18 protein-coding genes are annotated in these 22,049 nt (G+C 71.2%); 3 read left to right on the top strand and 15 right to left on the bottom strand.

Features of this window, described 5'->3' with window-relative positions; genetic code table 11:
• Positions 1-5 precede the first annotated feature (5 nt).
• Positions 6-2,798, top strand: a complete 2,793-nt coding sequence (locus D8M34_RS04995; protein WP_126893310.1) for a hypothetical protein — start codon at positions 6-8, stop codon at positions 2,796-2,798.
• A 63-nt stretch (positions 2,799-2,861) separates the two neighbouring features.
• Here D8M34_RS04995 and poxB read toward each other — a convergent pair whose 3' ends face one another.
• The 8 genes from poxB to gabT form a co-directional block, all read right to left on the bottom strand.
• Positions 2,862-4,586 (bottom strand): ubiquinone-dependent pyruvate dehydrogenase, encoded by a 1,725-nt coding sequence (gene poxB / locus D8M34_RS04990; RefSeq protein ID WP_062765086.1) that lies wholly within the window; start codon positions 4,584-4,586, stop codon positions 2,862-2,864.
• A 40-nt stretch (positions 4,587-4,626) separates the two neighbouring features.
• The gene (locus D8M34_RS04985) at positions 4,627-5,064 is read right to left on the bottom strand and encodes a pyridoxamine 5'-phosphate oxidase family protein (protein ID WP_062765090.1); all 438 of its coding nucleotides are present in this window, start codon (positions 5,062-5,064) and stop codon (positions 4,627-4,629) included.
• Between the two features lie 122 nt (positions 5,065-5,186).
• Positions 5,187-6,551 (bottom strand): NAD-dependent succinate-semialdehyde dehydrogenase, encoded by a 1,365-nt coding sequence (locus D8M34_RS04980; RefSeq protein ID WP_062765093.1) that lies wholly within the window; start codon positions 6,549-6,551, stop codon positions 5,187-5,189.
• Positions 6,552-6,576: 25 nt separating this feature from the next.
• Positions 6,577-8,043: an NAD-dependent succinate-semialdehyde dehydrogenase gene (locus D8M34_RS04975; protein WP_060923240.1), complete on the bottom strand. Its 1,467-nt coding sequence runs from the start codon at positions 8,041-8,043 to the stop codon at positions 6,577-6,579.
• A 14-nt stretch (positions 8,044-8,057) separates the two neighbouring features.
• Entirely contained in the window at positions 8,058-9,614 is a 1,557-nt protein-coding gene (locus D8M34_RS04970) for an APC family permease (protein ID WP_062765097.1), read from the bottom strand.
• The gene (locus D8M34_RS04965; protein ID WP_062765100.1) at positions 9,614-10,498 is read right to left on the bottom strand and encodes a universal stress protein; all 885 of its coding nucleotides are present in this window, start codon (positions 10,496-10,498) and stop codon (positions 9,614-9,616) included. The genes D8M34_RS04970 and D8M34_RS04965 overlap by 1 nt, the downstream gene beginning before the upstream one ends.
• Entirely contained in the window at positions 10,498-11,880 is a 1,383-nt protein-coding gene (locus tag D8M34_RS04960; RefSeq protein ID WP_062765104.1) for a flavin monoamine oxidase family protein, read from the bottom strand. Before D8M34_RS04960 ends, D8M34_RS04965 begins: the two co-directional genes overlap by 1 nt.
• Positions 11,881-11,971: 91 nt before the next feature.
• On the bottom strand, positions 11,972-13,333 hold the full coding sequence (gene gabT / locus D8M34_RS04955; RefSeq protein ID WP_062633027.1) for a 4-aminobutyrate--2-oxoglutarate transaminase: 1,362 nt from the start codon (positions 13,331-13,333) through the stop codon (positions 11,972-11,974).
• Positions 13,334-13,426: 93 nt separating this feature from the next.
• Between gabT and D8M34_RS04950 the strand changes: the two genes are divergently transcribed.
• Positions 13,427-14,935: a PucR family transcriptional regulator gene (locus tag D8M34_RS04950; protein WP_126893309.1), complete on the top strand. Its 1,509-nt coding sequence runs from the start codon at positions 13,427-13,429 to the stop codon at positions 14,933-14,935.
• A 329-nt stretch (positions 14,936-15,264) separates the two neighbouring features.
• Here the strand turns inward: D8M34_RS04950 and D8M34_RS04945 are convergent, their stop codons facing one another.
• Together D8M34_RS04945 and D8M34_RS04940 are read right to left on the bottom strand one after the other, a co-directional pair.
• The gene (locus D8M34_RS04945; RefSeq protein WP_126893308.1) at positions 15,265-15,654 is read right to left on the bottom strand and encodes a riboflavin kinase; all 390 of its coding nucleotides are present in this window, start codon (positions 15,652-15,654) and stop codon (positions 15,265-15,267) included.
• Positions 15,651-16,160 carry a flavin reductase family protein gene (locus D8M34_RS04940; RefSeq protein WP_060923367.1) on the bottom strand — a complete coding sequence of 170 codons (510 nt, stop codon included), beginning with the start codon at positions 16,158-16,160 and terminating at the stop codon, positions 15,651-15,653. Before D8M34_RS04940 ends, D8M34_RS04945 begins: the two co-directional genes overlap by 4 nt.
• A gap of 103 nt (positions 16,161-16,263) precedes the next feature.
• On the opposite strand from D8M34_RS04940, the gene D8M34_RS04935 reads away from it, so the two are divergent.
• Positions 16,264-16,866 (top strand): PadR family transcriptional regulator, encoded by a 603-nt coding sequence (locus tag D8M34_RS04935; protein ID WP_062765115.1) that lies wholly within the window; start codon positions 16,264-16,266, stop codon positions 16,864-16,866.
• Between the two features lie 31 nt (positions 16,867-16,897).
• On the opposite strand, the gene D8M34_RS04930 is transcribed toward D8M34_RS04935, so the two are convergent.
• The 5 genes from D8M34_RS04930 to D8M34_RS04910 all read right to left on the bottom strand — a co-directional run bounded on the left by D8M34_RS04930 (position 16,898) and on the right by D8M34_RS04910 (position 22,007).
• A complete protein-coding gene (locus D8M34_RS04930) occupies positions 16,898-17,782 on the bottom strand; it encodes a ribokinase (protein ID WP_062765118.1) in 885 nt (294 codons plus the stop codon).
• The gene (locus D8M34_RS04925) at positions 17,775-19,154 is read right to left on the bottom strand and encodes an NtaA/DmoA family FMN-dependent monooxygenase (protein WP_062765121.1); all 1,380 of its coding nucleotides are present in this window, start codon (positions 19,152-19,154) and stop codon (positions 17,775-17,777) included. The genes D8M34_RS04930 and D8M34_RS04925 overlap by 8 nt, the downstream gene beginning before the upstream one ends.
• A 111-nt stretch (positions 19,155-19,265) precedes the next feature.
• Positions 19,266-20,114 (bottom strand): ABC transporter permease, encoded by an 849-nt coding sequence (locus tag D8M34_RS04920; RefSeq protein ID WP_062765124.1) that lies wholly within the window; start codon positions 20,112-20,114, stop codon positions 19,266-19,268.
• Positions 20,107-20,904 carry an ABC transporter ATP-binding protein gene (locus D8M34_RS04915; protein ID WP_029989074.1) on the bottom strand — a complete coding sequence of 266 codons (798 nt, stop codon included), beginning with the start codon at positions 20,902-20,904 and terminating at the stop codon, positions 20,107-20,109. Before D8M34_RS04915 ends, D8M34_RS04920 begins: the two co-directional genes overlap by 8 nt.
• On the bottom strand, positions 20,904-22,007 hold the full coding sequence (locus D8M34_RS04910; RefSeq protein WP_231729496.1) for an ABC transporter substrate-binding protein: 1,104 nt from the start codon (positions 22,005-22,007) through the stop codon (positions 20,904-20,906). The genes D8M34_RS04915 and D8M34_RS04910 overlap by 1 nt, the downstream gene beginning before the upstream one ends.
• Positions 22,008-22,049 lie beyond the last annotated feature (42 nt).

Here is a 22,049-nt window from a genome sequence, read left to right as displayed (position 1 = left end):
CCTCCATGGCACGTCCGAAGAAGCGCTTCCAGCAGCTCATCGAGGAGATCGACCGCACCCCGTGGGGCCCGGCGGAGCAGGCCCTCGTGGCGGAGGCGGTGGCGCTGGCCGTCGAGATCGGCGACGAACGGCTGGAGTACGAGGCCCGGATGCGGCAGACCGCGTCGGCGAACATGGTCGGGGCCACCGACGTCATGCTCAACTCCTTCGCGTGGTGCCTCGCGCACCACGACGCCGACCCGCAGCGGTTCCCCGCCGACCTCGACAACGGCGGCGCCGACCTCATGTGGCAGTTCAAGTGGATGGCGTCGTCCCTGCGCTCCTCCCCCGCCTTCTCGCAGGAGCAGATCGCCGCGGTGCTCGATGACATGGAGGCGCACTACCGCGCCGCAGGTCTCGGCCTCAGCGGCGTGCTGACCGCCCGTTTCGAGGACGCCTGGGACGCGGGCCGGTTCGACGCCGCCGAAGCCCTGCGCGTGCAGCTCGAGGCCACGCCGCGCGACGAGCACAGCCACTGCGACGCGTGCAGCCGCAGCCAGTTCGCAGGATTCTTCGCGGCGACCGATCGCGACGCCGAGGCCATCCGCCTCGTCGAGGAGATGATCGAAGGCGGCTTCTCCTGCGGCGAGGAGCCGGAGCATGCTCTGTCCCGCGTGCTGCTCCCGTATCTGCGCGCCGGTCGCACGGAGGACGCGAAGACCGCGCACCTGCGCAGCTACCGCCTGGCGAAGGACAACCCGGACAACCTGCGCATCGTGGCCAACAACATCGTGTTCGCGGCGATCACCGGCAACGAGGCGCGGGCGCTGGCCCTGATCGAGAAGCACATCGCGTGGCTGGCCCACGATGGCCTCAACGTCGACGCGCACTTCGCCGCCCTCACCGCCTTCGCGGTCGCTCTCGACCGCGTCACCGCTGCCGGACACGGCGATACCCCGGTCCGCGGCGCCGACGCCCCGGCGCTCGTGCCGCTGCTGGGCACGCACGACGGCCCGTGGAGCGCCGCCGAGCTCGCCGCGACCGCCTGGTCGACGGCCGAGCGCATCGGCGCACAGTTCGACGAGCGGGACGGCACCGACGGCCACGCCCGCAGCCTCGCCCGGATGCGCGCTCTCGCCGACGAGAGCTACGACGTCGCGATCCGCTCCGACGCGTTCGTCGCCCCCGCGCCGGCCACGACCCCGACCGACCCGGACGGCTGGTTCGAGCGGGCGATGCAGCTCGCGCAGTTCGGCGCCGAGCAGGAGACCCTCGCCGCGCTCCCGCACGCCCTGGAAGTCGACGACGCCGCCAAGCGCGCGCAGCTCCTGTCGATGCACCTCGGCATCCTCGTTGCACTCGATCGCGTGGACGAGGCCGAGCGCCTCCTCCCCGAGCGGATCGCCGCGCTTCGGGTCGCCGGGAACGACGCGCAGGCCGACCTCGAGGAGCGGCTCGGACTGGCGACCTTCGGCCTGCACACCGACGAGACCATGGCGGCGCTCGAAGAGGAACTGGCCGAGGCCGACCGTCTTCCCGCGTGGTCGCGCGGCGACCTGGCGATCAGCCGCGCGTCGCTGCACCTCCGGGCGGAGGAGCCGGACGCGGCGCTGGACCTCGCGGAGCTCGCCGCCCGCTCGTTCGCGGAGGCCGAGGACACCCGGCTGTCCAACACCACGACCCTCGTGGCGATCGGCGCCGTGCTGAGCAAGGGCGACCTCGACGCCGGTCGCACGCTCCTCGACCGCTTCCTCTCCCAGGAGGACGTGTCCGCCGGACACCGGGCCCACGCGCTGCAGACCCGGGCCCGCGTGCGCGGCGGCACGGGTGCGTACCAGGACGGGGCCGTCGACGCCGACGAGGTGTGCCGACTGCTCGCCGAACTCGGCGCCACCCGCGCTCTCGCCGAGGCCCATGTGCTCGCGGGCGCGCTCTGGGAGGACGCCGAGGAGCCCGAGAAGGCCGTCGCCCGCTACCGTCTGGCCGCTCGGCTGCAGGACGACGGCGATCGCACCGGCGTCGACTTCCGGCTGGCCAGGGCGATGCTCCGCGCGGGAGACGCCGAGGAGGCAGCCGAGCTCTTCGGCGACGTGCTCCAGCGCGAGGAGAACGCCGAGACCCCTGCGGGTTCGCGCGCTATGACCGCCTCCCTCCTGGCCCGGTCGCTCGCCGAGTCCGGAGAGTACGGACAGGCGGTCGGCGCGCACGGCTACGCGGCCGAGCTGTTCGGACAGGCGGAGGCCCACGCCGACCAGGCCATGGCCATGACGGAGCAGGCGAAGATCCTCGCCCGCTTCGAGGAACACGACGACGCGGTGCGGCTGCTGGAGGGCGCTGCAGACATCGTGCGGCGTGCCCCCGAGGCCGTCGGCGCGCTGTCCGAGGTGCTGCACAGCCTCGGCCAGGCCTATGCAGGCCGGGGTGACGAGCGCGCCTTCCCCCTCTTCGACGAGGTCGCGGCACTCGCCCAGGAGCACGAAGCCGGCTGGCTGCTCGCCGACGTGACCGACTCCCGCGGCCGCGCGCTGGCCCAGCGGGGCCGGATCGATGAGGCCGTCGCCGCCGCCCTCACCGCGGCGGACGGCTTCGCCGCGCTGGGCGATCAGGGCGCCGCCGGCAGCTCGGAACTGTTCGCGGGCCGGGTGCTCGCGGGGAACGACCGCCCGGCCGATGCCGTGCCGGTGTACCGGAGCGCCCTGGAGCATGCCGAGGGCTTCCCGCCGCTGCGTCAGGTCGCGGCGCTGGAGCTCGGCGACGTGCTGGAGGCGCTGGGGCGGCACGCCGAGGCCGCCGAGGTCAGGGCTCTCGTCGAGAGCTGACGCGACACCGGCGCGGGATCCGGAGGGGATCCCGCGCCGATGCGGATGCGGCGGAGGGCCGCGTCAGAAGAGCTGACGCCAGTTCGCCCGTGCGAGGTCGAGCAGCTCGTCTCCGCGACCCGACATGACCGTGCGGATCGCGTAGAGCGCGAAGCCCTTGACCTGCGCGGCCTCGATCGCGGGCGGCATGGACAGCTCCTGCCGCTCGGTCACGACGTCGAGCAGCGCGGGGCCGTCGTGCGCGAGGACCTCGCGGACGGCCTCCGGCAGATCTTCGCTGCGCTCCACACGACGGGCGAAGATCCCCATGGCCTCGGCGATCGCGGCGAAGCTGGGGTTGTCCAGCCCGGTGCCGTAGGTGACGAAGCCGGCGGCCTTCATCTCCAGCTCCACGAAGTTCAGCGACGAGTTGTTCACCACGATCGTCTTGACCGGGAGACCGTTCTGGGTGAGCGTGAGCAGCTCGCCGAGCATCATCGCGAGACCGCCGTCGCCGGCGAGCGCCACGACCTGACGGTCCGGATGCGCGACCTGCGCGCCGATCCCGTGCATCAGGGCGTTCGCCATCGAGCCGTGCGTGAACGATCCGATCAGCCGGCGCCCCTCGGTCATGGACAGGTAGCGCGCGGCCCAGACGGTCGGCGACCCCACGTCGGCGGTGAAGATCGCATCGTCGGCGGCGTACTCGTCGAGCAGTCGGGCGAGGTACTGCGGGTGGATGGGGCGCGTGCCCTTGGCCGGCACCGCGAGCTCGTCGAGCTTCTTCCGCGTCTTCCGGTAGTGGGCGACGGCGTCGTCGAGGTGGCCGCGGTCGTCCTTCCGCGCGATGCGGGGCAGCAGCGCTTCGGCGGTGGCCTTCACGTCACCGACGAGACCGAGGTCGAGCGGGTGGCGCTTGCCGAGCTGGGACCCGCGGATGTCGACCTGGATGGTGGTCGCGTGATCCGGGTAGAACTGCTCGTACGGGAAGTCGCTGCCGAGGACGAGGAGCGTGTCGGCCGCCTCCATGGCGCGGTAGCCGGACGCGAAGCCGAGCAGTCCCGTCATGCCGACGTCGAAGGGGTTGTCGTACTCGATGAACTCCTTGCCGCGCAGCGCGTGGACGATGGGGGCACCGAGTGCGTCGGCGAGCGCGATCACCTCGTCGTGCGCCCCCTCGACGCCGGCCCCGGCGAGGATGGTGACCTTCTTGGCCGCGTTCAGCATGCTCGCGGCCTTCTCCAGCTCCGCGCCGCTGGGCTGGATCAGCGGGCGGGTGCGCTCGATCACCACGGCGCGGTCGTCCGCGATCTCGGACAGCGCCACGTCGCCGGGGATCACGAGGACGGCGACGCCGCGCTGCTCGATGGCCGCGCGCATCGCGATCTCCATCAGCCGCGGCATCTGCGACGGGTCCGCAACGTATTCGACGTACACGCTGCACTCGCGGAACAGCTCCTGCGGGTGCGTCTCCTGGAAGTACCCGGTGCCGATCTCGACGGTCGGGATGTGCGCGGCGATGGCGAGCACCGGCACGCGAGAGCGCTGCGCGTCGTACAGGCCGTTGATGAGGTGCAGGTTGCCGGGGCCGCACGAGCCCGCCACGACGGCGAGGTCTCCGGTGGTGCCGGCGTCGGCCGCGGCGGCGAAGGCGGCGGACTCCTCGTGGCGCACGTGCACCCAGCGGATCCGGCCGTCCTTGCGGAGGGCGTCCGTGAGACCGTTCAGGGAGTCGCCCGGGATGCCGTAGACCCGGTCGACTCCGTTGGCGTTCAGAGTCTTGACGATGTTCTCAGCGACGTTGGCCATACCCCGACCCTACGCCCGCCGAGGCCTCCCCGGGCCGGGCTCAGTACTCCTGCGGGCCGTCCCGGTCGGGCTCGGGATCGCGCTGGAACGCGCGGCCGGACACCGATGCCGGGGCGATGCGCACGTACACCCGCTTGTCGGTCGGGATCCACGGGCGCAGACCCGCCGCCTCCGCCCGCTCGATGTCGGCGTCGGTCTCCAGCGCCTCGGCACGCCCGCGCACGATGACGCTCCACGCCGCAGTGTCGGTGTGGTCGTCGACCTCGAAGAGCACGTCGGCGTTGACCGTCAGCTCGAACAGCTTGCTCCCGGGGGCCGTGCGGAACAGGAGCGCTTCGCGGTCGACGGCGTAGTTCACGGGGAAGATGTCGATGGTCTCGCCGACCCTGGTGACGAGCCGCCCGAGCTCCTGGCTGCGCAGGTGCTCCCAGCTCTGCTCCGCGGTGAGGGACTGGACCGGATCCGTGTGCGCACTCATGCCGCCATTGTGCCTCGTCCGTCTTCGACGCGCACCCTGTCGACCCGGCCCCTCTCGTGCGAGCGGCCCCCTTGCGTGCGCACGCAAGGGGGCCGCTCGGCCGCAAGGGGGTGGGTCGACGGTCAGCCGATGCGGATCAGCTTCTTGTTGACGAACTCGTCGGCGGCCAGGTGGCCGAGCTCGCGGGCCGTGCCGCTGCGCTTGATGCCGCCGAACGGGAGCTCGGGGCTGTCGGCGAGCACGAGGTTCACGTAGACCATGCCTGCCTCGATCCGGTCGGCCACCCGCTCCGCCTGCGCCTCGTCCGTCGTGAAGACGTAGGAGCCGAGACCGAACGTGGTGTCGTTGGCCAGCGCGACCGCCGCGTCCTCGTCCGCGACGCGGTACACGACCGCTGCGGGGCCGAACAGCTCCTCGCGGTAGACGTCCATCTCCGGGGTCACGTCGGCGAGCACGGTCGGTGCGAAGAACGCCCCGTCGCGCGTGCCGCCCGTGAGGAGGGTCGCGCCCTGGGCCACGGCGGTGTCGATCTGCTTCTGCAGGTTCTCCGCCGCTGCCTCCGACGAGACCGGACCGAGGACCGTGTCGTCGAGCGTGGGATCGGTCGCCTCGACGGCCGCCATCGCCGCCGTGAACTTCTCCACGAACGCGTCGTAGAGCTCGTCGACGATGATGAAGCGCTTGGCGCCGTTGCACGCCTGGCCGTTGTTGTCGAGGCGCGCGTCCACACCCGCCTGCACGGTGGCGTCGAGGTCGTCGGTGGAGAGCACGATGAACGGGTCGGACCCGCCGAGCTCCAGCGCGACCTTCTTGAGGTTGCGCCCCGCGACCTCGGCGACCGCGGCGCCGGCGCGCTCGGAGCCGGTCAGCGACACGCCCTGCACCCGCCAGTCCGCGATCATCGCCGCGATCTGGTCGTTCGTGGCGAGCACGTTCTGGTACGCGCCCTTCGGGAAGCCCGCGTCGTGGTAGATCGCCTCGATCGCGCTCGACGACTCGGGGCACTGCGGCGCGGGCTTGAGGAGGATCGTGTTGCCGACGATCAGGTTCGGCGCGGCGAAGCGCACGATCTGGTACGCCGGGAAGTTCCACGGCATGATGCCCACGAGCGGCCCCAGCGAGGAGCGGCGGATGATCGCCGAGCCCTCCCCGAGGATCTTGATGGGCTGGTCGGCCATGATGTCTTCGGCCTGGTCCGCGTAGTACTCCGCGATGTCGGCGGCGAAGTCGACCTCGCCGAGTGCGGCCTCCCGCGGCTTGCCCATCTCGCGCACGAAGATGTCGGCCAGCTCCTCGCGGCGCTCACGGTGGAGCTCGGCCGCGCGACGCAGCAGCGCGGCACGGTCGGCGACCGTCGTGGAGCGCGACCACTCGCGGTGCGCCTCGTCGGCGGCCGCGACGGCCTCCTCGATCTGGGCGTCGGTGAACGTGTCGTACGACGCCAGGGTCTCGCCGGTGGCGGGGTTGACGACGGCGTAGTCGGTCATGTGTCTCCTCCTCTTGCCGTGCCGGTCAGGAGACCGGGATCAGCGTGTACTTGGTGGACAGGTACTCGTGGATGCCTTCGAAGCCGCCCTCGCGACCGACGCCGGACTGCTTGACGCCACCGAAAGGAGCCGCCGCGTTGGAGACGACACCCACGTTCAGACCCATCATGCCGGTCTCCAGCGCGTCGATCATCCGCTGACCGCGCTGCAGGTTCTCGGTGAACACGTAGGAGACGAGGCCGTACTCGGTGTCGTTGGCGAGGCGCACGGCCTCGTCCTCGGTCTCGAAGGTCGCGATCGCGAGCACCGGGCCGAAGATCTCCTCGCGGAGGATCGCGGACCCGGGGACGACGTCGGTGAGCACCGTGGGCTCGTAGAACGTGCCGGTGCCCTCGAGTGCCTTGCCGCCCGCGAGCAGGGTCGCGCCGCGCTCGACGGCGTCGTCCACGAGCTCGCCGGCCTTGGCCACCGCGTCCTCGTCGATGAGCGGGCCGATCGCCACGCCCTCCTCCGTGCCGCGGCCGATCTTCATGCCGTTGACACGCTCGGTGACGCGCTTGGCGAACTCGCCCGCGACGTCCTTGTGCACGATGAAGCGGTTCGCCGCCGTGCAGGCCTGACCGATGTTGCGGAACTTCGCGGCGAGTGCGCCGTCCACGGCCTTGTCGAGGTCCGCGTCGTCGAACACGACGAACGGCGCGTTGCCGCCGAGCTCCATCGAGACCCGCAGCACGCCCTCCGCCGCCTGCGCGATGAGCTTGCGGCCGACCTCGGTCGACCCGGTGAAGGACAGCTTGCGCAGGCGCGGGTCGGCGATGATCGGCGCGGACAGGGCGCTCGACTTCGAGGTCTGCACGACGTTGACGACGCCCTTCGGCAGACCGGCCTCCTCGAGCAGTGTCGTGAAGAAGATGGTCGTGAGCGGCGTGAGTGCCGGGGGCTTGATCACGACGGTGCAGCCGGCGGCGAGGGCCGGCGCGATCTTGCGCGTGGCCATCGCGAACGGGAAGTTCCACGGCGTCACGAAGAACGACGGGCCGACCGGGCGCTGCGACACGATCATGTGACCGGTGCCCTCGGGGTTGAGGCCGTAGCGGCCGCTGATGCGCACGGCCTCCTCGCTGAACCAGCGGAGGAACTCGCCGCCGTACGCGACCTCGCCGCGGGCCTCGGCGAGGGGCTTGCCCATCTCGAGCGTCATCAGCAGCGCGAGGTCCTCCTTGCGCTCCTGCACGAGGTCGAACGCCCGGCGCAGGATCTCGCCGCGCACGCGCGGCGCCGTCGCGGCCCACTCGTCCTGCGCGGCGACGGCCGCGTCGAGCGCCCGGATGCCGTCCGCGGGGGTGGCGTCGGCGATCGTGCGGATCACCTGGTTGGTCGAGGGGTCCTTGACGTCGAAGGTCGCGCCGGTCTCCCCCTCGATCCACTCCCCGCCGATGAAGAGGCCGGTGGGGATGCTGTCGAGCAGCGCCTGCTCGTTCTGAGTGCTCATGGATTCTCTCTCTTTCAGACGGACGTGGGACGACGGCGGCGGCTGGGCGGAGCGTCCATACCCAGCGTCTCACCGCGGAAGAAGGCGGGGCGGCGGATGGCGTTCCAGATCATCACGGCGATGCCGACGACGATGATGAGGATGCCGAGGATGAAGACGATCCCGATGCCGCCGATCTCCGACCCGGAGCCGTAGGCCGGGTCCATGGAGTCGATCAGCGTGGTGAAGAACAGGATCGCCAGGATGATGCCGCCCACCAGCGGGAACAGGAAGGTGAAGAAGACGTTCCGCGCCGAGTCGAACCACTGCTTGCGGAAGTACCAGACGCAGGCGAACGCGGTGATCCCGTAGTAGAAGCAGATCATCATGCCGAGCGTGAGGATCGTGTCCCACAGCGTGTCCTCGCTGACCACGCGCATCACGGCGTAGAACGCGGAGGCCACGATGGCCGACACGATCGTAGCGTAGCCCGGGGTGAAGAACCGCGGGCTCACCTTCGCGAACGACTTCGGGAGCGCACCGTAGTGGCCCATCGCGAGCAGGGTACGGGCCGGACCGACGAACGTCGACTGCAGCGACGACGCCGAGCTCGTGAGCACCGCGAGGGAGACGAGGAACGCGAGCGGACCGAGGATCGGTCCGGAGAGGTGGAAGAACACGTTCTCCTGGATGTCGCCGTTGCCGAGGCCGAGCTCTCCGGTGCCGACGCCCGCGAACATGATCATCGCGACGGCGAGGAGCAGGTACAGCGAGACGATCGTGAGCACCGTGACGGTCGCCGCGCGACCCGGGGTCTTCTCCGGGTCCTTCGTCTCCTCGTTCATGGTGAGGGTGACGTCCCAGCCCCAGAAGATGAAGATCGACAGCGACAGACCCGCGGCGACGGCGCTGAACGACGAGATCGCGAACGGGTTGAACCAGTTGAGGTCGAACGGCTGGTAGTCGAAGCCGTTGCCGCCCACGGCCTGCACGATCGCGGCGACCGCGAAGAACACGAGCACGAGGATCTGGAATCCGACCAGCCAGTACTGCAGCTTCTGCGTGGTCTGCATGTCGCGGTACGACACCCACGTCGCGCCGAGCATGAAGAGCAGGCAGACGCCGATGTTGATCCAGGTCACGCCGGCGAGATCAGCGATCTCCGGATTGCCCGTGATCTGCGACAGCAGCAGGAACAAGAAGTCGACCGCGACGCCGGCGAGGTTGGAGAGCACGAGGATCGTGGCGACCACGAGGCCCCAGCCGGCCATCCAGCCCACCCACGGTCCGAACGCCCTGGCGGCCCAGGTGAAGGACGTACCGGAGTCGGGCATGCGGTTGTTGAGCTCGCGGTAGCCGAAGGCCACGAGGAGCATCGGGATGAAGCCGACGAGGATGATTGCCGGGATCTGCGCGCCGACCTCGGATGCGGTGGGGCCGACGGCGGCCGTGAAGGTGTAGGCGGGGGCGATGCACGAGATGCCGATCACGACGGCGCCGATCAGGCCGACGGTGCCGGCGCTCAGGCCCTTCGTCGAGATTCCGGTCGTGACGCCGGATGCGGGCTCCGTCGCCCGGTTGGTGCTGCTCATCAGCGGTCTCCTGCTTCATCGCGGGTACGCGGGACGACGATCATGGGGACGGGCAGCTCGTGCAGCATCTTCGCCGCCGTGGAGCCCAGGAAGAGTCGGCGCGGCTGCGCCAGCCGGCTGGAGCCGACGAGCACGACCTCACCGGGGAGCCAGGAGAGCCCGGCGACGGCGTCCTCCACCGTCTCGCCGGGGGCCTCCTCGACGACGGCACCGAGACCGTCCGGCAGCCGCTCGGCGGCCACGGCCAGCACCTTGTGCGCGTGCTCGCTGCCGGCGAGGCGGATGGCGCCCGTGTCGAGCCCCGGCGGCACGTCGAACGGCACGAGGGACACCAGGCGCAGGCTCACCTCGGCGGCGCCGGCGAGGGCCACGGCCTGGTCGAGCACGCCCTCCGCGCCGGGACGGGTGCCGACGGCGACGGTGACGCGCGGGAGCACGTGGTCGTCCTGCTGCGCGAGACCGGACGGCGCGAGAGCCACCGGGATCGGCGAGGAGTGCAGCAGCTCCGATGCCACGCTGCCCAGGCGGTGCCGACCGAAGAGGCCCCCGCCGGCCGTGCCGATCACGATGACGCTGGCGTCGAACTCCTCACCGGCGGCGATGAGGCCCTCGGCGAACGACTCCGAAAAGCGCACGTGGCCGCTGCGCACGAGCTCCTGCGGCAGGCGCACAACCGCGTCCTGCAGCCAGCTCCGGGCCTGCTTCCGGATGACGTCCTCGTAGGCGCGCTCCGGCGGTACGGCGGCGCTCCGGGTGCCCTCGGTCGGCAGCACGATCACGAGGTGCAGGGTCGCCCCGATGCTGCGCGCCAGTCGCGCGCCCAGCGCCGCCGCGTCGGCCCCCGCATCCGTCGCCGTGTAGCCGACGACGACCGAGCCGGTCATCAGCCGATGCTCTCGGGAGCGCCGGTCTCGCGACGGGCGTCGACGATGTTCGCCGCGACGAGGTGGCCCATGCGGATCGCCCCGTCGACGTGCTGGTACCCCGCTCCGGCCATGTCGCTGCAGGCGAAGTGGATCGGTCCGACCGGCGTGCGCAGGTCGGCGCCGTAGCGGTGCAGTCCGCCGAGGTCGAAGCTCGCGGCGTACGCGCCGCGGGTCCACTCCTCGCTGCCCCAGTCGCTCTCGTAGTAGACGATGGGGTTCTTGGCCTCGGGACCGTAGTAGTGCGAGAGCGACTCGAGGATGCGCTCCTTGCGCTCCTCGGCCGACAGCTCGAACACGCCGTCGGCGTTCGCGTCGGACACGAAGCCGACCAGGGTGCCGCGCTCGTCGCCGTGGTTGGTGTTGTCGTACGCCTCGTGCGAGAGCTCGTACGGGCTGAACGCCGTACCGCTCAGGCCCTGCTCGCGCCAGAACGGGCGGTCGTAGACCGCGTGCACCTTGATGACGAAGCCCATCGACAGGTGCTGGTGCAGCTGGTGCTGACGACGCGGCAGCGGCGGGACGAAGGAGATGCGGTTGTAGAGGATGGGGGCGTGCGCGAGGATCGCGTACCGCGCCCGGACCGTGAGGTCGTCGGTGGTCGCCACGACCCCGTCATCCGACCACTCCAGGCTGCGGACGGGCTGGTTCAGCAGCACGTCGTCGCCCAGGCGCTCGGCGAGGCGCAGCGGCACCTGCTGCAGACCGCCGACGACGCGCTTGTCGAGGATGAAGTCGGCGTCGACGAGGTTCGAGTACGAGCCGGCGGACGCCGCCATGAGCAGCGACTGCAGCAGCGAGAACGCGTGAGTCGGCTTGGTCAGCATCGCCGAGCCGGTCGCGAAGGCGAGGTTGCGCACGGCCTCGTCGTCGTCGGTCTGCGAGCGCAGCCAGGCGTCCCAGGAGATGGAGTCCCACTCGGCCGCGTTCGGGTGCTCCCACGGCCGGTCCGGGTCGATCTCGGCGACGAGGGCGTCGAGGATGCCGGTGATACGGGCGATCACGGCCTCGGTCTCCGCCGACACCGGGAACATCTCGCCCGTGAAGCGATGGGCCTTCCCGTCCGGGCCGACGTAGACGCTGTCACCCTCGCGGTACCGGCTGTAGGTCTCGAGCCCCAGCTCCTCGATCGTGTCCTTGAGGGCGTCCTGGTCGGGCGAGACCCACTGGCCGCCGATCTCCAGCATGGCGCCGTCGATCACGTCGGTCCACAGCCGGCCACCCACGCGGTCGCGGGCCTCCAGCACGGCGACCGACAGTCCGGCCTTCCGCAGGTCGTTGGCCGCCGTGAGCCCTGCCGCTCCGGCGCCCACGATCAGCACGTCGCGGGTGATCTCAGCCATCTGCAACTCCTTCGTCGTCGGGGGATGCGGGGGAAGAAGTACCGGTCGCGTCCCGAAATCCCCCGATCCGGGGACGCGACCGGACAGTGTGTCAGGCGCCGGCGAGCGCCTCGGCCACGACGTCGAGGCCCTCGTTCAGCAGCTCGTCGCCGATGGACAGTGGCGGGAGGAAGCGGATGACGTTGCCGTACGTGCCGCAGGTGAGGACGATGACGCCCTGAGCGATGCACGCCTTGGCCACGGCGGCCGTGAGCGCGGCGTCCGGAGCCTTGGTCTCCGGGTCCACGAACTCGGCCGCGACCATCGCGCCGTGACCGCGGACGTCGCCGATGCGGGCGTCCTCGGCCTGGAGAGCGGTGAGGCGGCCGATGAGGATCTCGCCGATCTCGCGGGCCCGCTCGATGACGCCGTCGTTCTCGAACACGTCGATCGCAGCCAGCGCCGCGGCACAGGCGATCGGGTTGCCGCCGTAGGTGCCGCCGAGGCCGCCGGAGTGCGAGGCGTCCATGATCTCGGCGCGACCGGTCACGGCCGCGAGGGGCAGCCCGCCCGCGATGCCCTTGGCGGTGGTGATGAGGTCGGGCTCGATGCCGAAGATCTCGCTGGCGAACATGTGCCCGGTGCGGGCGAAGCCGGTCTGCACCTCGTCGGCGATGAAGACGACGCCGTTCGCGCGGCACCAGTCGACGATCGCGGGGAGGAAGCCGTCGGCGGGGACGATGAAGCCGCCCTCGCCCTGGATGGGCTCGATGATGACGGCCGCGAGGTTGTCCGCGCCGATCTGCTTCTCGAGCTGGAGGATCACGCGGGCCGCGGCCTCGCCGCCCTCGAGTCCGTCGCGGAACGGGTAGGACATCGGCGCGCGGTAGACCTCGGGGGCGAACGGGCCGAAGCCGCTCTTGTAGGGCATCGACTTCGCGGTCAGCGCCATGGTGAGGTTCGTCCGGCCGTGGTAGCCGTGGTCGAACGCGACGACGGCCTGGCGTCCGGTGTGCTTGCGGGCGATCTTGATCGCGTTCTCGACGGCCTCGGCGCCGGAGTTGAACAGGGCGCTCTTCTTGGCGAAGTCTCCGGGGGTGACGCGGTTGAGCGCCTCGGCGACGCCGACGTACGACTCGTACGGCGAGATCATGAAGCAGGTGTGCGTGAACTGCGCGGCCTGCGCGGCGACGGCCGCGGCGACCTTCGGGTGCGCGTTGCCGACCGTGGTCACCGCGATGCCGGAGCCGAGGTCGATGAGCGAGTTGCCGTCGGCGTCGACGACCACCCCTCCCCCGGCCGCGACGGCGGCGACGGGCACGGTGTGTCCGACACCGGCGGCGACCGCGTCCGCCTTGCGGGCGAGGACCTCGGCCGACCGCGGGCCGGGGAGTTCCGTGACGAGGCGACGCTCCTGCGGGAGGTCGGGGCCGCCGAGGGGGACTGCGGGTGCTGCGGTGTCGAGGAGAGCCATGTCGCGAGCGTACGGCGGCAGCGGAGACGCCCGCATTCGCCGGGTCGTACAATCGGAGGATTGATTTCGCCGTCTCGTACAACCGGAGATCGCATGGCCCCCACCGATCCGCCCACGCTGTCCGCCCTGCTGCGGCGCCGTGATCTGGACCTGCGGCTCGTCTCCGCCGCCACCGACCTGCCGGACGGCGCACTCGACCGGCCGCTGCGCTGGGTGCACAGCTCGGATCTCGCGGACCCGACGCCCTTCCTCGCGGAAGACCTGGTGCTCCTGACCACGGGTACCCAGTTCGACGACGCGGACGCCATCCCGCCCTACGTCGTGCGCCTCGCCGAGCGCGGGGTGCTGGGGCTCGGGTTCGGCACCGACGTGCATCGCTCGGGAACGCCGGAGGAGTTGATCGCGGCGTGCGCCGACCAGGGCATTCCGCTGTTCGAGGTGCCGTACCGCACGCCGTTCATCGCCGTGGCCCGCGCGCACTCCGAGGCGATCGCGGCGCAGGCCTACGCCCGGCGCACCTGGGCGCTCGACACCCAGCGCGCCCTGGCCCTCGCCGCGCTCCGACCGCGCGGGCTGGACGCCATCGTCACCGAGCTCGGCCGTCGTCTCGGCGCCTGGGCCGGCATGTTCGACGCGGCGGGCGACCTGCTCGTCGCCCACCCCCGCGATGCGTTCTCGACGACTGTCCGGGAAGAGCTCGGGACGCGGGTCCAGGAGATCCTCGACCGCGGACTCGAGGCGGGGCAGTCCCTCACCCTCGAGGCGCACACCTTCATGCTCTTCACGGTGGGGCGGGGCGGGCACCTGCGCGGCGTCCTCGCCGTGGAGGCCGACGCCCTCGACCAGGAGGCCAGAGCCGTCGTCACGTCGGTCATCGCGATGGCCGGACTCGCGCGGGAGCAGAGCGAGCAGCTCACCCGCGGCCGTCGCCGCCTGCACACGCAGCTGCTGCGCTCGCTCCTGGGCGACGACCCCGGCCTCGCGCGCCGGGTGCTCGGGAGCCTCCCGCCCGCCCCCGTGGTGGTCGCCGTGACGGGAGACGCCCCGGCGGAGCCGCTCCTCGACTGGTGGGAGCGCCGGCGCCTCGACCACGGCACTCCCGCGTTCCTCGCCGATTCCGAGGACGGCGTCGTCATCTGCATCTCCGCGACCGACGAGCCGCTTCTCGACGATGTCGCCGCCCGCTTCACCGCCCGCGTCGGCGTCTCCGCTCCGGAGGGGTACGACGCCTTCTCCCGGGCACACGCGCAGGCGCTCGTCGCCCTCCGTCAGCCCGGCACGAGCGGCGCCGTCCGGTACGCCGACACGGTCGGATCCAGTCTGCTCACGGCACTGGCGACAGATGAGGCCCGGCTCGTCGCGGAGTCACGGCTCGCCCCGCTCCGGGAACACGACGCCGCCCACGGCACCGCGCTCGAACACGCGCTGCGCACCTGGCTCGACCACGACGCGCGGGCCGAGCAGGCCGCAGCCGCCCTGGGCATCCACCGCCACACCCTCCGCTCCCGGGTCTCCCATGCCGGCGCCCTCCTCGGGGCCGACCTGACGACCTTCCCCGCCCGGGCCGAGGTGTGGGCACTGCTGCAGACCGCCCGCGACTGACCCGGCCCCTTCCGTCCCCCTCTCCCCTCTCCCCCGCGCGACGCCTGCACGACCTCGCCGCGTATGCACGACGGATCGGCCCGCCAACTCGTGCACCCGGACCGGGATCGTGCCGCCGGAACCGGTCGGCCTGGGAGCGGGTCCGGGGTCGTCTCAGCCGGCAGAATCCGCCGCGACCGACCCGGCCCCATCCGTGCCCACCTCTCCCGCGACACCTGCACGACCTCACCACGTATGCACGACGGATCGCCCCGATGAGTCGTGCAGCCGGACCGGAATCGTGCCGCCGGAACGCGGAACTCGAACCACGAAACCGGAGTCGACGGGGCTCAGCGGGCGAGGAGCCGCCGGGAGGCGGCGACATCCGCGGCGGTGCGAGCGACGAGCTCCTCGACCCCATCGAAACGGAGGGTCGGCCGGAGCAGCGCGACGAGCTCAACCGACAGCCGCTGTCCGTAGAGGTCGCGGTCGACGTCGTGCAGGTGCACCTCGAGTCGCCGCGCCCGGTCGCCGCAGAACGTCGGGTTGGCCCCGACGCTCGCCGTCGCCTCCCACCGCCGGTCGTCATCGGGCAGCCGCGCCCAGGCCGCGTAGATGCCGTCGTCGGGCAGCAGCCGCTCGGGCAGGGCGAGGTTCGCGGTCGGGAAGCCGAGCAGTCGCCCGCGGCCGTCGCCGGGGACGACGAGGCCGGAGAGCACCGGGAGCGCCGGTCCGGTCACACGTCTGCGGCGGGCGAGATCGCGCGGTAGCGGCTCTGGTGGAACACGAGCGGCTCGACGTCGTCGAAGAGCGTCACGTCCTGGATCTCGTAGAGCGCGATCTCGTGGTCGCCGCCGTCGAACGTGCTGTGCAGGCGGCAGGTGAGCCAGAGCGCGGCGTCGTCGATCAACACGGCCCCGCCCTCCGAGCGATGCCAGGCATGGCCGCCGAACCGGTCCCCTTCGCGCGCGGACAGCGAGCGGCTGAGCGGCTCGTGGTGCGCCGCGAGGACGCTCATCCCCAGCTCCGGGACGGCTCGGAGCACCGGCCAGGTCTTCGAGGTGCGGGCGGCACTCACCGCGACGAGGGCGGGTTCCAGTGAGATCGAGGTGAAGGAGTTGACCGCCATGCCGACGGCTCGATCGTCGACGTGCGCGGCGAGCGCGACCACACCGGTCGGATAGACGGAGAAGGCGCGACGGAGAGCGCGGTCCCGCGGCAGGGCGTCGGTCACGGCAGTGGTCATCACGAAGTCCTTTCGTTAGTCAACTTTGACTAGTTTGAATCATATGCATTTTTGACCATGCAAACAACAGGTTTCGCGACACCGAGCCGTTAGCATGAAGCGCATGTCGACCACCCGCCTCGTCGTCCTCGGCGCTGTCAAGCAGTTCCAGCCCGTTCACGGCTACTTCCTCCGCCGCGAGCTCATGACCTGGCACGTCGACGAATGGGCGCACATCCAGCCCGGTTCGATCTACAACGCCCTCCGCGCACTCGAGGTCGACGGCTACGTGGCGGAGAGCGGCACCGAGACCGAGGGCAAGCGCCCGGCGCGCACCACCTACCGCATCACCCCGGCCGGCGAGGTGGAGCTGCAACGCATGCTGCGCGAGAACCTGTGGAACGTCGCGGCATTCGACACGCAGGCGATCATGACCGTGGCCTCGTTCATGTTCGTGCTCAGCCGGCAGGAGGTCATCGCCGGCCTCGAGCACCGCCTCATCAAGAGCGATGCCATCATCACGCAGAACGGCTTCGACGTGCAGGACACGCTGCGCTCGGAGACGACGCCGGAGTACGTCCGCGAGATCTTCGACCTCTCCACCGCCCGACTCACCGCCGAGAAGGAGTGGCTCCTGGCACTGCTGGAGCGGCTGCGCGCCGGGGCGTACACGTTCGCCGGCGAGACGGCGGAGACGACGGAGGCGGAACCCGCTCCCCCACGGTGACCTCGGAAGGCGCACGCACGGCGCACGGGACTCAGCGCCCGGCCACCAGAGCCTCCAGGGCCGCCACAGACAGCGCCGGCGTGGTCGCCCCGCGGTGTCGGGCGACGATCGCCCCCGCGGCACAGGCGCGCACGAGAGCGTGCTCGATGTCGCGCCCCTGGGCGAGCCCGGCGGCGAGGGCGCCGCAGAAGGCGTCCCCGGCCCCCGTCGTATCGACAGCGTCGATGCGGAAGGCCGCCACGTGCGCACCGGGCCGTCCCGGCCGATGCAGCGTCACCCCCGCGGCCCCCTCCGTGAGCACGATAGCTCCGGCACCCGCGCTGAGGAGCCGCTCGACGCCGCCGAGCTCCGCGCACTCGGTCTCGTTCACGACCAGCACGTCCACCTCCGGCAGCAGCGCGACCGCCGCCTCGTGCGCGGGGGCGGCGTTGAGGATCGTGCGCGCCCCCGCACCCCGGGCGGCCGCGAGGGCGGCAGCGACTGCGGCGAACGGCACCTCGAGTTGAGCGAGCACCACAGCCGCCCCGGCGATCCCGGCCAGGGCGTCCTCCGGAGTGAGCTCGCCGTTCGCCCCCGCCGCCACGAGGATGCTGTTGTCGCCGTCGTCGAAGGCCAGCACATGCGCGACCCCGGTCGGCGCGGACGCGGAGCGGCGGAGCACGGCGTCCACGCCCGCCTCCGTCAGCGCCGCCTCCAGCACGGCCCCCGCCTCGTCCGCTCCGACGACACCGCAGAACCGCGTCGAGGCTCCCGTGCGCGCCGCCGCGACGGCCTGATTGAGGCCCTTGCCACCGGGGAAGCGTCCCCCGGCACGACCGAGCAGCGTCTCTCCGACGCGGGGTGGGCGCGAGACCTCGACCACGAGATCGAGGTTCGCGCTCCCCACGACGGCGACGCCGGCGAAGGTCTCAGACACGGGCCATCGTCCGCCGGAACGACGAGCCCACGTGGGACTCGGCGAGCGCGGGCGTCGGGGTGCCCATCAGCCGTTCCCGCAGCGACTCCGGCTCGGCGGCGGGGTCGCTGATCGCCCCGCGCTCCTTGAGGATCGGCAGCACGTGCTCGATGAAGTCGGCGGTCGACGCCGGCGGGATCACGGGGGCGAAGAGGAAGCCGTCGAGGTCGGCGCCGTCGGCGAGCTCCATCATCCGGTCCGCCACCTGCTCCGGCGTGCCCACGATGGGCCGGGCGCCGACCCCGTGCGCGTGCCAGTCGCCCAGCACGTCGCCCACCGTCTTGTCGGCGAAGCGGGCGACCTGCGTCTGCGAGAGCTCGGTGCTGAGTTCTGACATCGGGGTGCTCGGGTCGTACGACGACAGGTCGAGCCCGGTGAACCAGGCGTAGGACGCCACGGTGACCTGGGGGTTCTGCGCGTCGGCGACCTCCGCGTACGTGCGGCGCGCCTCCTCCTCGGTGCTTCCGACGACCGCGGCGAACGCCGACATGATCTTCACCTCGTGCGCGCCACGGCCGTTCTTCACCGCCTCCTCGCGGATCGCCGAGGAGTGCGCACGGAGCTGCTCGACCGAGCCGCTCCCCACGAAGATCGCCTCGCCGTGCCTGCCGCCGAACTCGCGGCCGGCGGGCGAGGCCCCGGCCTGGAACAGCACCGGCGTGCCCTGCGGCGAGCGCTGCGTGTTGCCGTAGCCGTGCGAGCGGAAGTAGGGCCCGTCGTGCGCGATGCGGTGCACCTTGGCCGGGTCGGCGAAGCGGCCCGCCTTGTCACGCTCCAGGGCCCCTTCCTCCCAGGCCTCCTCCCACAGCTTGTAGACCACCTGCATGAAGTCGTCCGCCATCAGGTAGCGTTCGTCGTGCCCGACCATCGGCACACCGAAGCCCTGCACCGCGGTGTCGGCGGTGCCGGTGGTGACGACGTTCCAGCCGATCCGGCCGCCGGAAAGGATGTCGAGGGTGGCCAGGCGCCGGGCGAAGGAGTAGGGCGGCTCGAGCAGGGTCGACCCCGTGGCGACGAGGCCGAGGCGGGTGGTCTCCGGGATGAGCGCGGCGAGGATGATCGCCGGGTCGAGCCGCGGCAGGTCCAGGCCCTCGACCGAGCAGATGTCCGGGCGCTCACCGGCGACGTCGGCCCAGCCCCACGCATCGGCGAGGAAGAGGAAGTCGAAGCCCGCGTCCTCGACCAGGCGCGCGGTGTCGCGCCAGTAGTCGAGCTTGTCGAACAGGTAGCGCCGGTTGTCGGGGTGGCGCCAGGTCGCGGTGCCGGAGTCGTTGGCCTGGGCGTTCTCGAAGAGTCCGAGCCGCAGGGTCTTCACGGGGTGCTGAGCGGTCATGGCGGATGCCTTCCTGGGAGTGGGGGATGGTGTCGTTCGGAGTTTCCGGGCACGCCGGGGGAACCCGGGGGCGCAGGGGTCGCGCCCCCGGGACCGGGGGGGGTGGTGAGCTCAGCCCTTCGCGGTGACCTCGCCGTCGCTCCACCACAGGACGCGCCGGCGCACGACCGCGAGAAGCACGATGAGGAGCACCCCGAGCAGACAGAGCAGGGCGATGCTCGCCCAGGTCACGGGCAGGTTCGCCTGCGCAGCCGAGGTGGTGACGAGGGAGCCGAGACCGGCCTGCTGCCCTGCCGCGACGAACTCGGCCACGGCCGCGCCGACCACGGCGAGGGGCAGAGCGATCCGCAGACCGGCGAACACGTACGGCATGCTGCCGGGGAACCGCAGCTCGCGGAAGATCTCCCACCGCGAGGCGTGCAGCGTCGTGAACACGTCGAGCGCCTTCTGGTCCACGTCGCGGAGGCCCGCGAGCGAGTTCACGAGCATCGGGAAGAACACCACGAGGCCGGTGACGATGAACTTCGGCACCATGCCGAACCCGAAGGCGACGACGAGCGCCGGAGCGATCGCGACGATCGGCGTCACCATCACGATGATGACCAACGGCATGACGGCGCGCTCGATGATCTGGAACTCGGCCATCACGACCGCCAGGAGGAAGCCCGCGAGGATGCCGGCGGAGGCTCCGACGACGACCTCGAGCAGCGTCACGAGGAAGTTGGACCAGTACATGCCGGCGTCCTCGACGAGGCTGGCGCCGATGGCCTCCAGCGTCGGGAGGACGTACGGGTTGGTCCACGCCACGATCTGCCAGAGCAGGGCCGCGATCACGAACGTGATCAGGGTCGGGACCCAGGAACCCCAGCGGAGCCACCCGGGGATGCCGCGTCGGGGCTGCGCCTTCAGCCGGGCGGTGGCGAGGGTCGCGGTGGTGTCTCTCATCGTCAGCTCAGACATGGGCCTTCTCCGTCTGCGCGCGCAGCGCACCGCGCACGACTGCCTCCAGGTCGCGGAACTCGTCCGTCGCGTACGCCTCCTCGGTCCGCGGCCGCGGGAGGTTCACATCGATCACCTCGGCGATGCGTCCGGGGTGGGCGGCCATGACCACGATGCGGTCGGACAGCATGATCGCCTCCGGCACCGAGTGCGTCACGAACATCACGGCCTTGCGGTTCGACTGCCAGAAGTCCAGCAGGGCGATGCGCTGCAGGTCGCGGTTCATCTCGTCGAGGGCCGAGAACGGCTCGTCCATCAGCATGATGGCCGGATCGAACACGAAGGCCCTGGCGATCGCGGCGCGCTGCTGCATGCCGCCGGAGAGCTGCCCGGGGTACTTCTTCAACGCATGGCCGAGACCGAACGTCGACAGCAGCTCGGCCGGGTCACGGAGGGCGCGGTCGCCGTTGGCCCCGCGGTTGATCCGCACGGGGAGCTCGACGTTCTCGCGGACCGTCTTCCACGGCAGCAGCGCCGGGGACTGCGGGACGAGACCGATCTTCTTGTCGCGGGAGGCCGCCGTGACGCTCTCGCCGTCGATCGTGACGGTGCCGGAGTCGGCGTCGAGGAGTCCGGCGACCACCTTGAGCAGCGTGGACTTGCCGCATCCGCTGGGGCCGATCACCGACACGAACTCGCCCATGCCGATCGTGAGGCTCACGTCGTCGAGCACGGTCACCTGGGCTCCGTCGACGCCGAAGGCCTTCGAGACGTTCCTGACCTCGACGCCCGCCCCCTGTGCCGCGGTCATCACTTCTCCGCCCAGATGAGGGTGTCGCCGTCGTACAGGTCGGCCACGAGATCCGGGTCCATCATGTCGGCGATGGCGGGGAGGTCCTTGACATCGCCGTACTCCTGCACGATCTCGTACTCCGGCTGCCACATGTCTGCCGTCTGCACGCCGGGGTTGCCGCCCGCGCTCTCGCGCACCCAGGCCGACTCGACCTCCCACGTGCGGGCGAGCTGATCGCGCGGGAACGCCGCGCCCTGACCGTTCTCCTCCGCGAGGGCCGCCAGCATGTCGATGCACTCGTCCGCCTCGTCGAGGCAGAACTGCAGGGCCTTGAGGCTCGCGCGCATGAAGTCGGCCGCGACCTCGCGGTGCTCGTCGAGGAAGCGCGAGTTCACCTCCATGACGTTGTACGTGCCCTCGACGCCGAGGTCGGCGGGCAGGAACTCGCTGAACGGGAGGTCCTGCGCCTTGAGGGTCTGCGGCTGGTTGGAGGCGTAGCCGACGATCGCGTCGACCTGCTCGCGCACGACGACGGTCGGGTCGTAGTTGGTCATCTTCACCATCTCGACCTTCGAGACGTCGACGCCGGCCTCGTCGAGCATGGCCGAGGCGATGGGCGTGAGGTTGATGAAGTACCCCAGCGAGCCGCCTTCGAGGTCGGTGAGGTCGGTGAGCTTCTCATTGCCGAAGATCGAGAACGGCGGGGTCGTGCCGTACGTCGCGACCGCGGTGAGGTTCTTGCTGTTCGCCGCGGCGAGCATCACATCGGAGGCGGAGCCGAGCGCGGTGAACTGCGCCTGCCCCGAGGCGACGAGCTGCTGCCCGTTCGCGCCGGAGGCGTTGATCTCCACGTCGAGGCAGAGGTCGTCGAAGTAGCCCAGCTCCTTCGCCAGGAACACGTCGAGCTGCCCGGCGCTGGCGGAGTAGCCGTAGCCGGAGATGTAGGTGATGGTGCCGGCATCCTGGTTGCGCTGGCAGGCGTCGCTGCCGCCCGCGCTCGTGGGGGCGGTATCGCCGCCGGGCGCCGGCGAGGAGCATGCTCCGAGCGTCAGCGTGGCGGCGAGAACGCACGTCAGGGTGGCAGTGGTGCGGAATCGGGTTTCCGCAGAGGAAGTAGCCATGAGGGTCCCTTCTCGGCCGTTCGTCATTGATGGCTCGATGAA

The sequence above is a fragment of the Microbacterium sp. HSID17254 genome (assembly GCF_003989315.1).
GTDB lineage: Bacteria > Actinomycetota > Actinomycetes > Actinomycetales > Microbacteriaceae > Microbacterium.
Note: the sequence above shows the minus strand (reverse complement) of the source record. Positions and strands in the feature narration are given on the sequence as shown.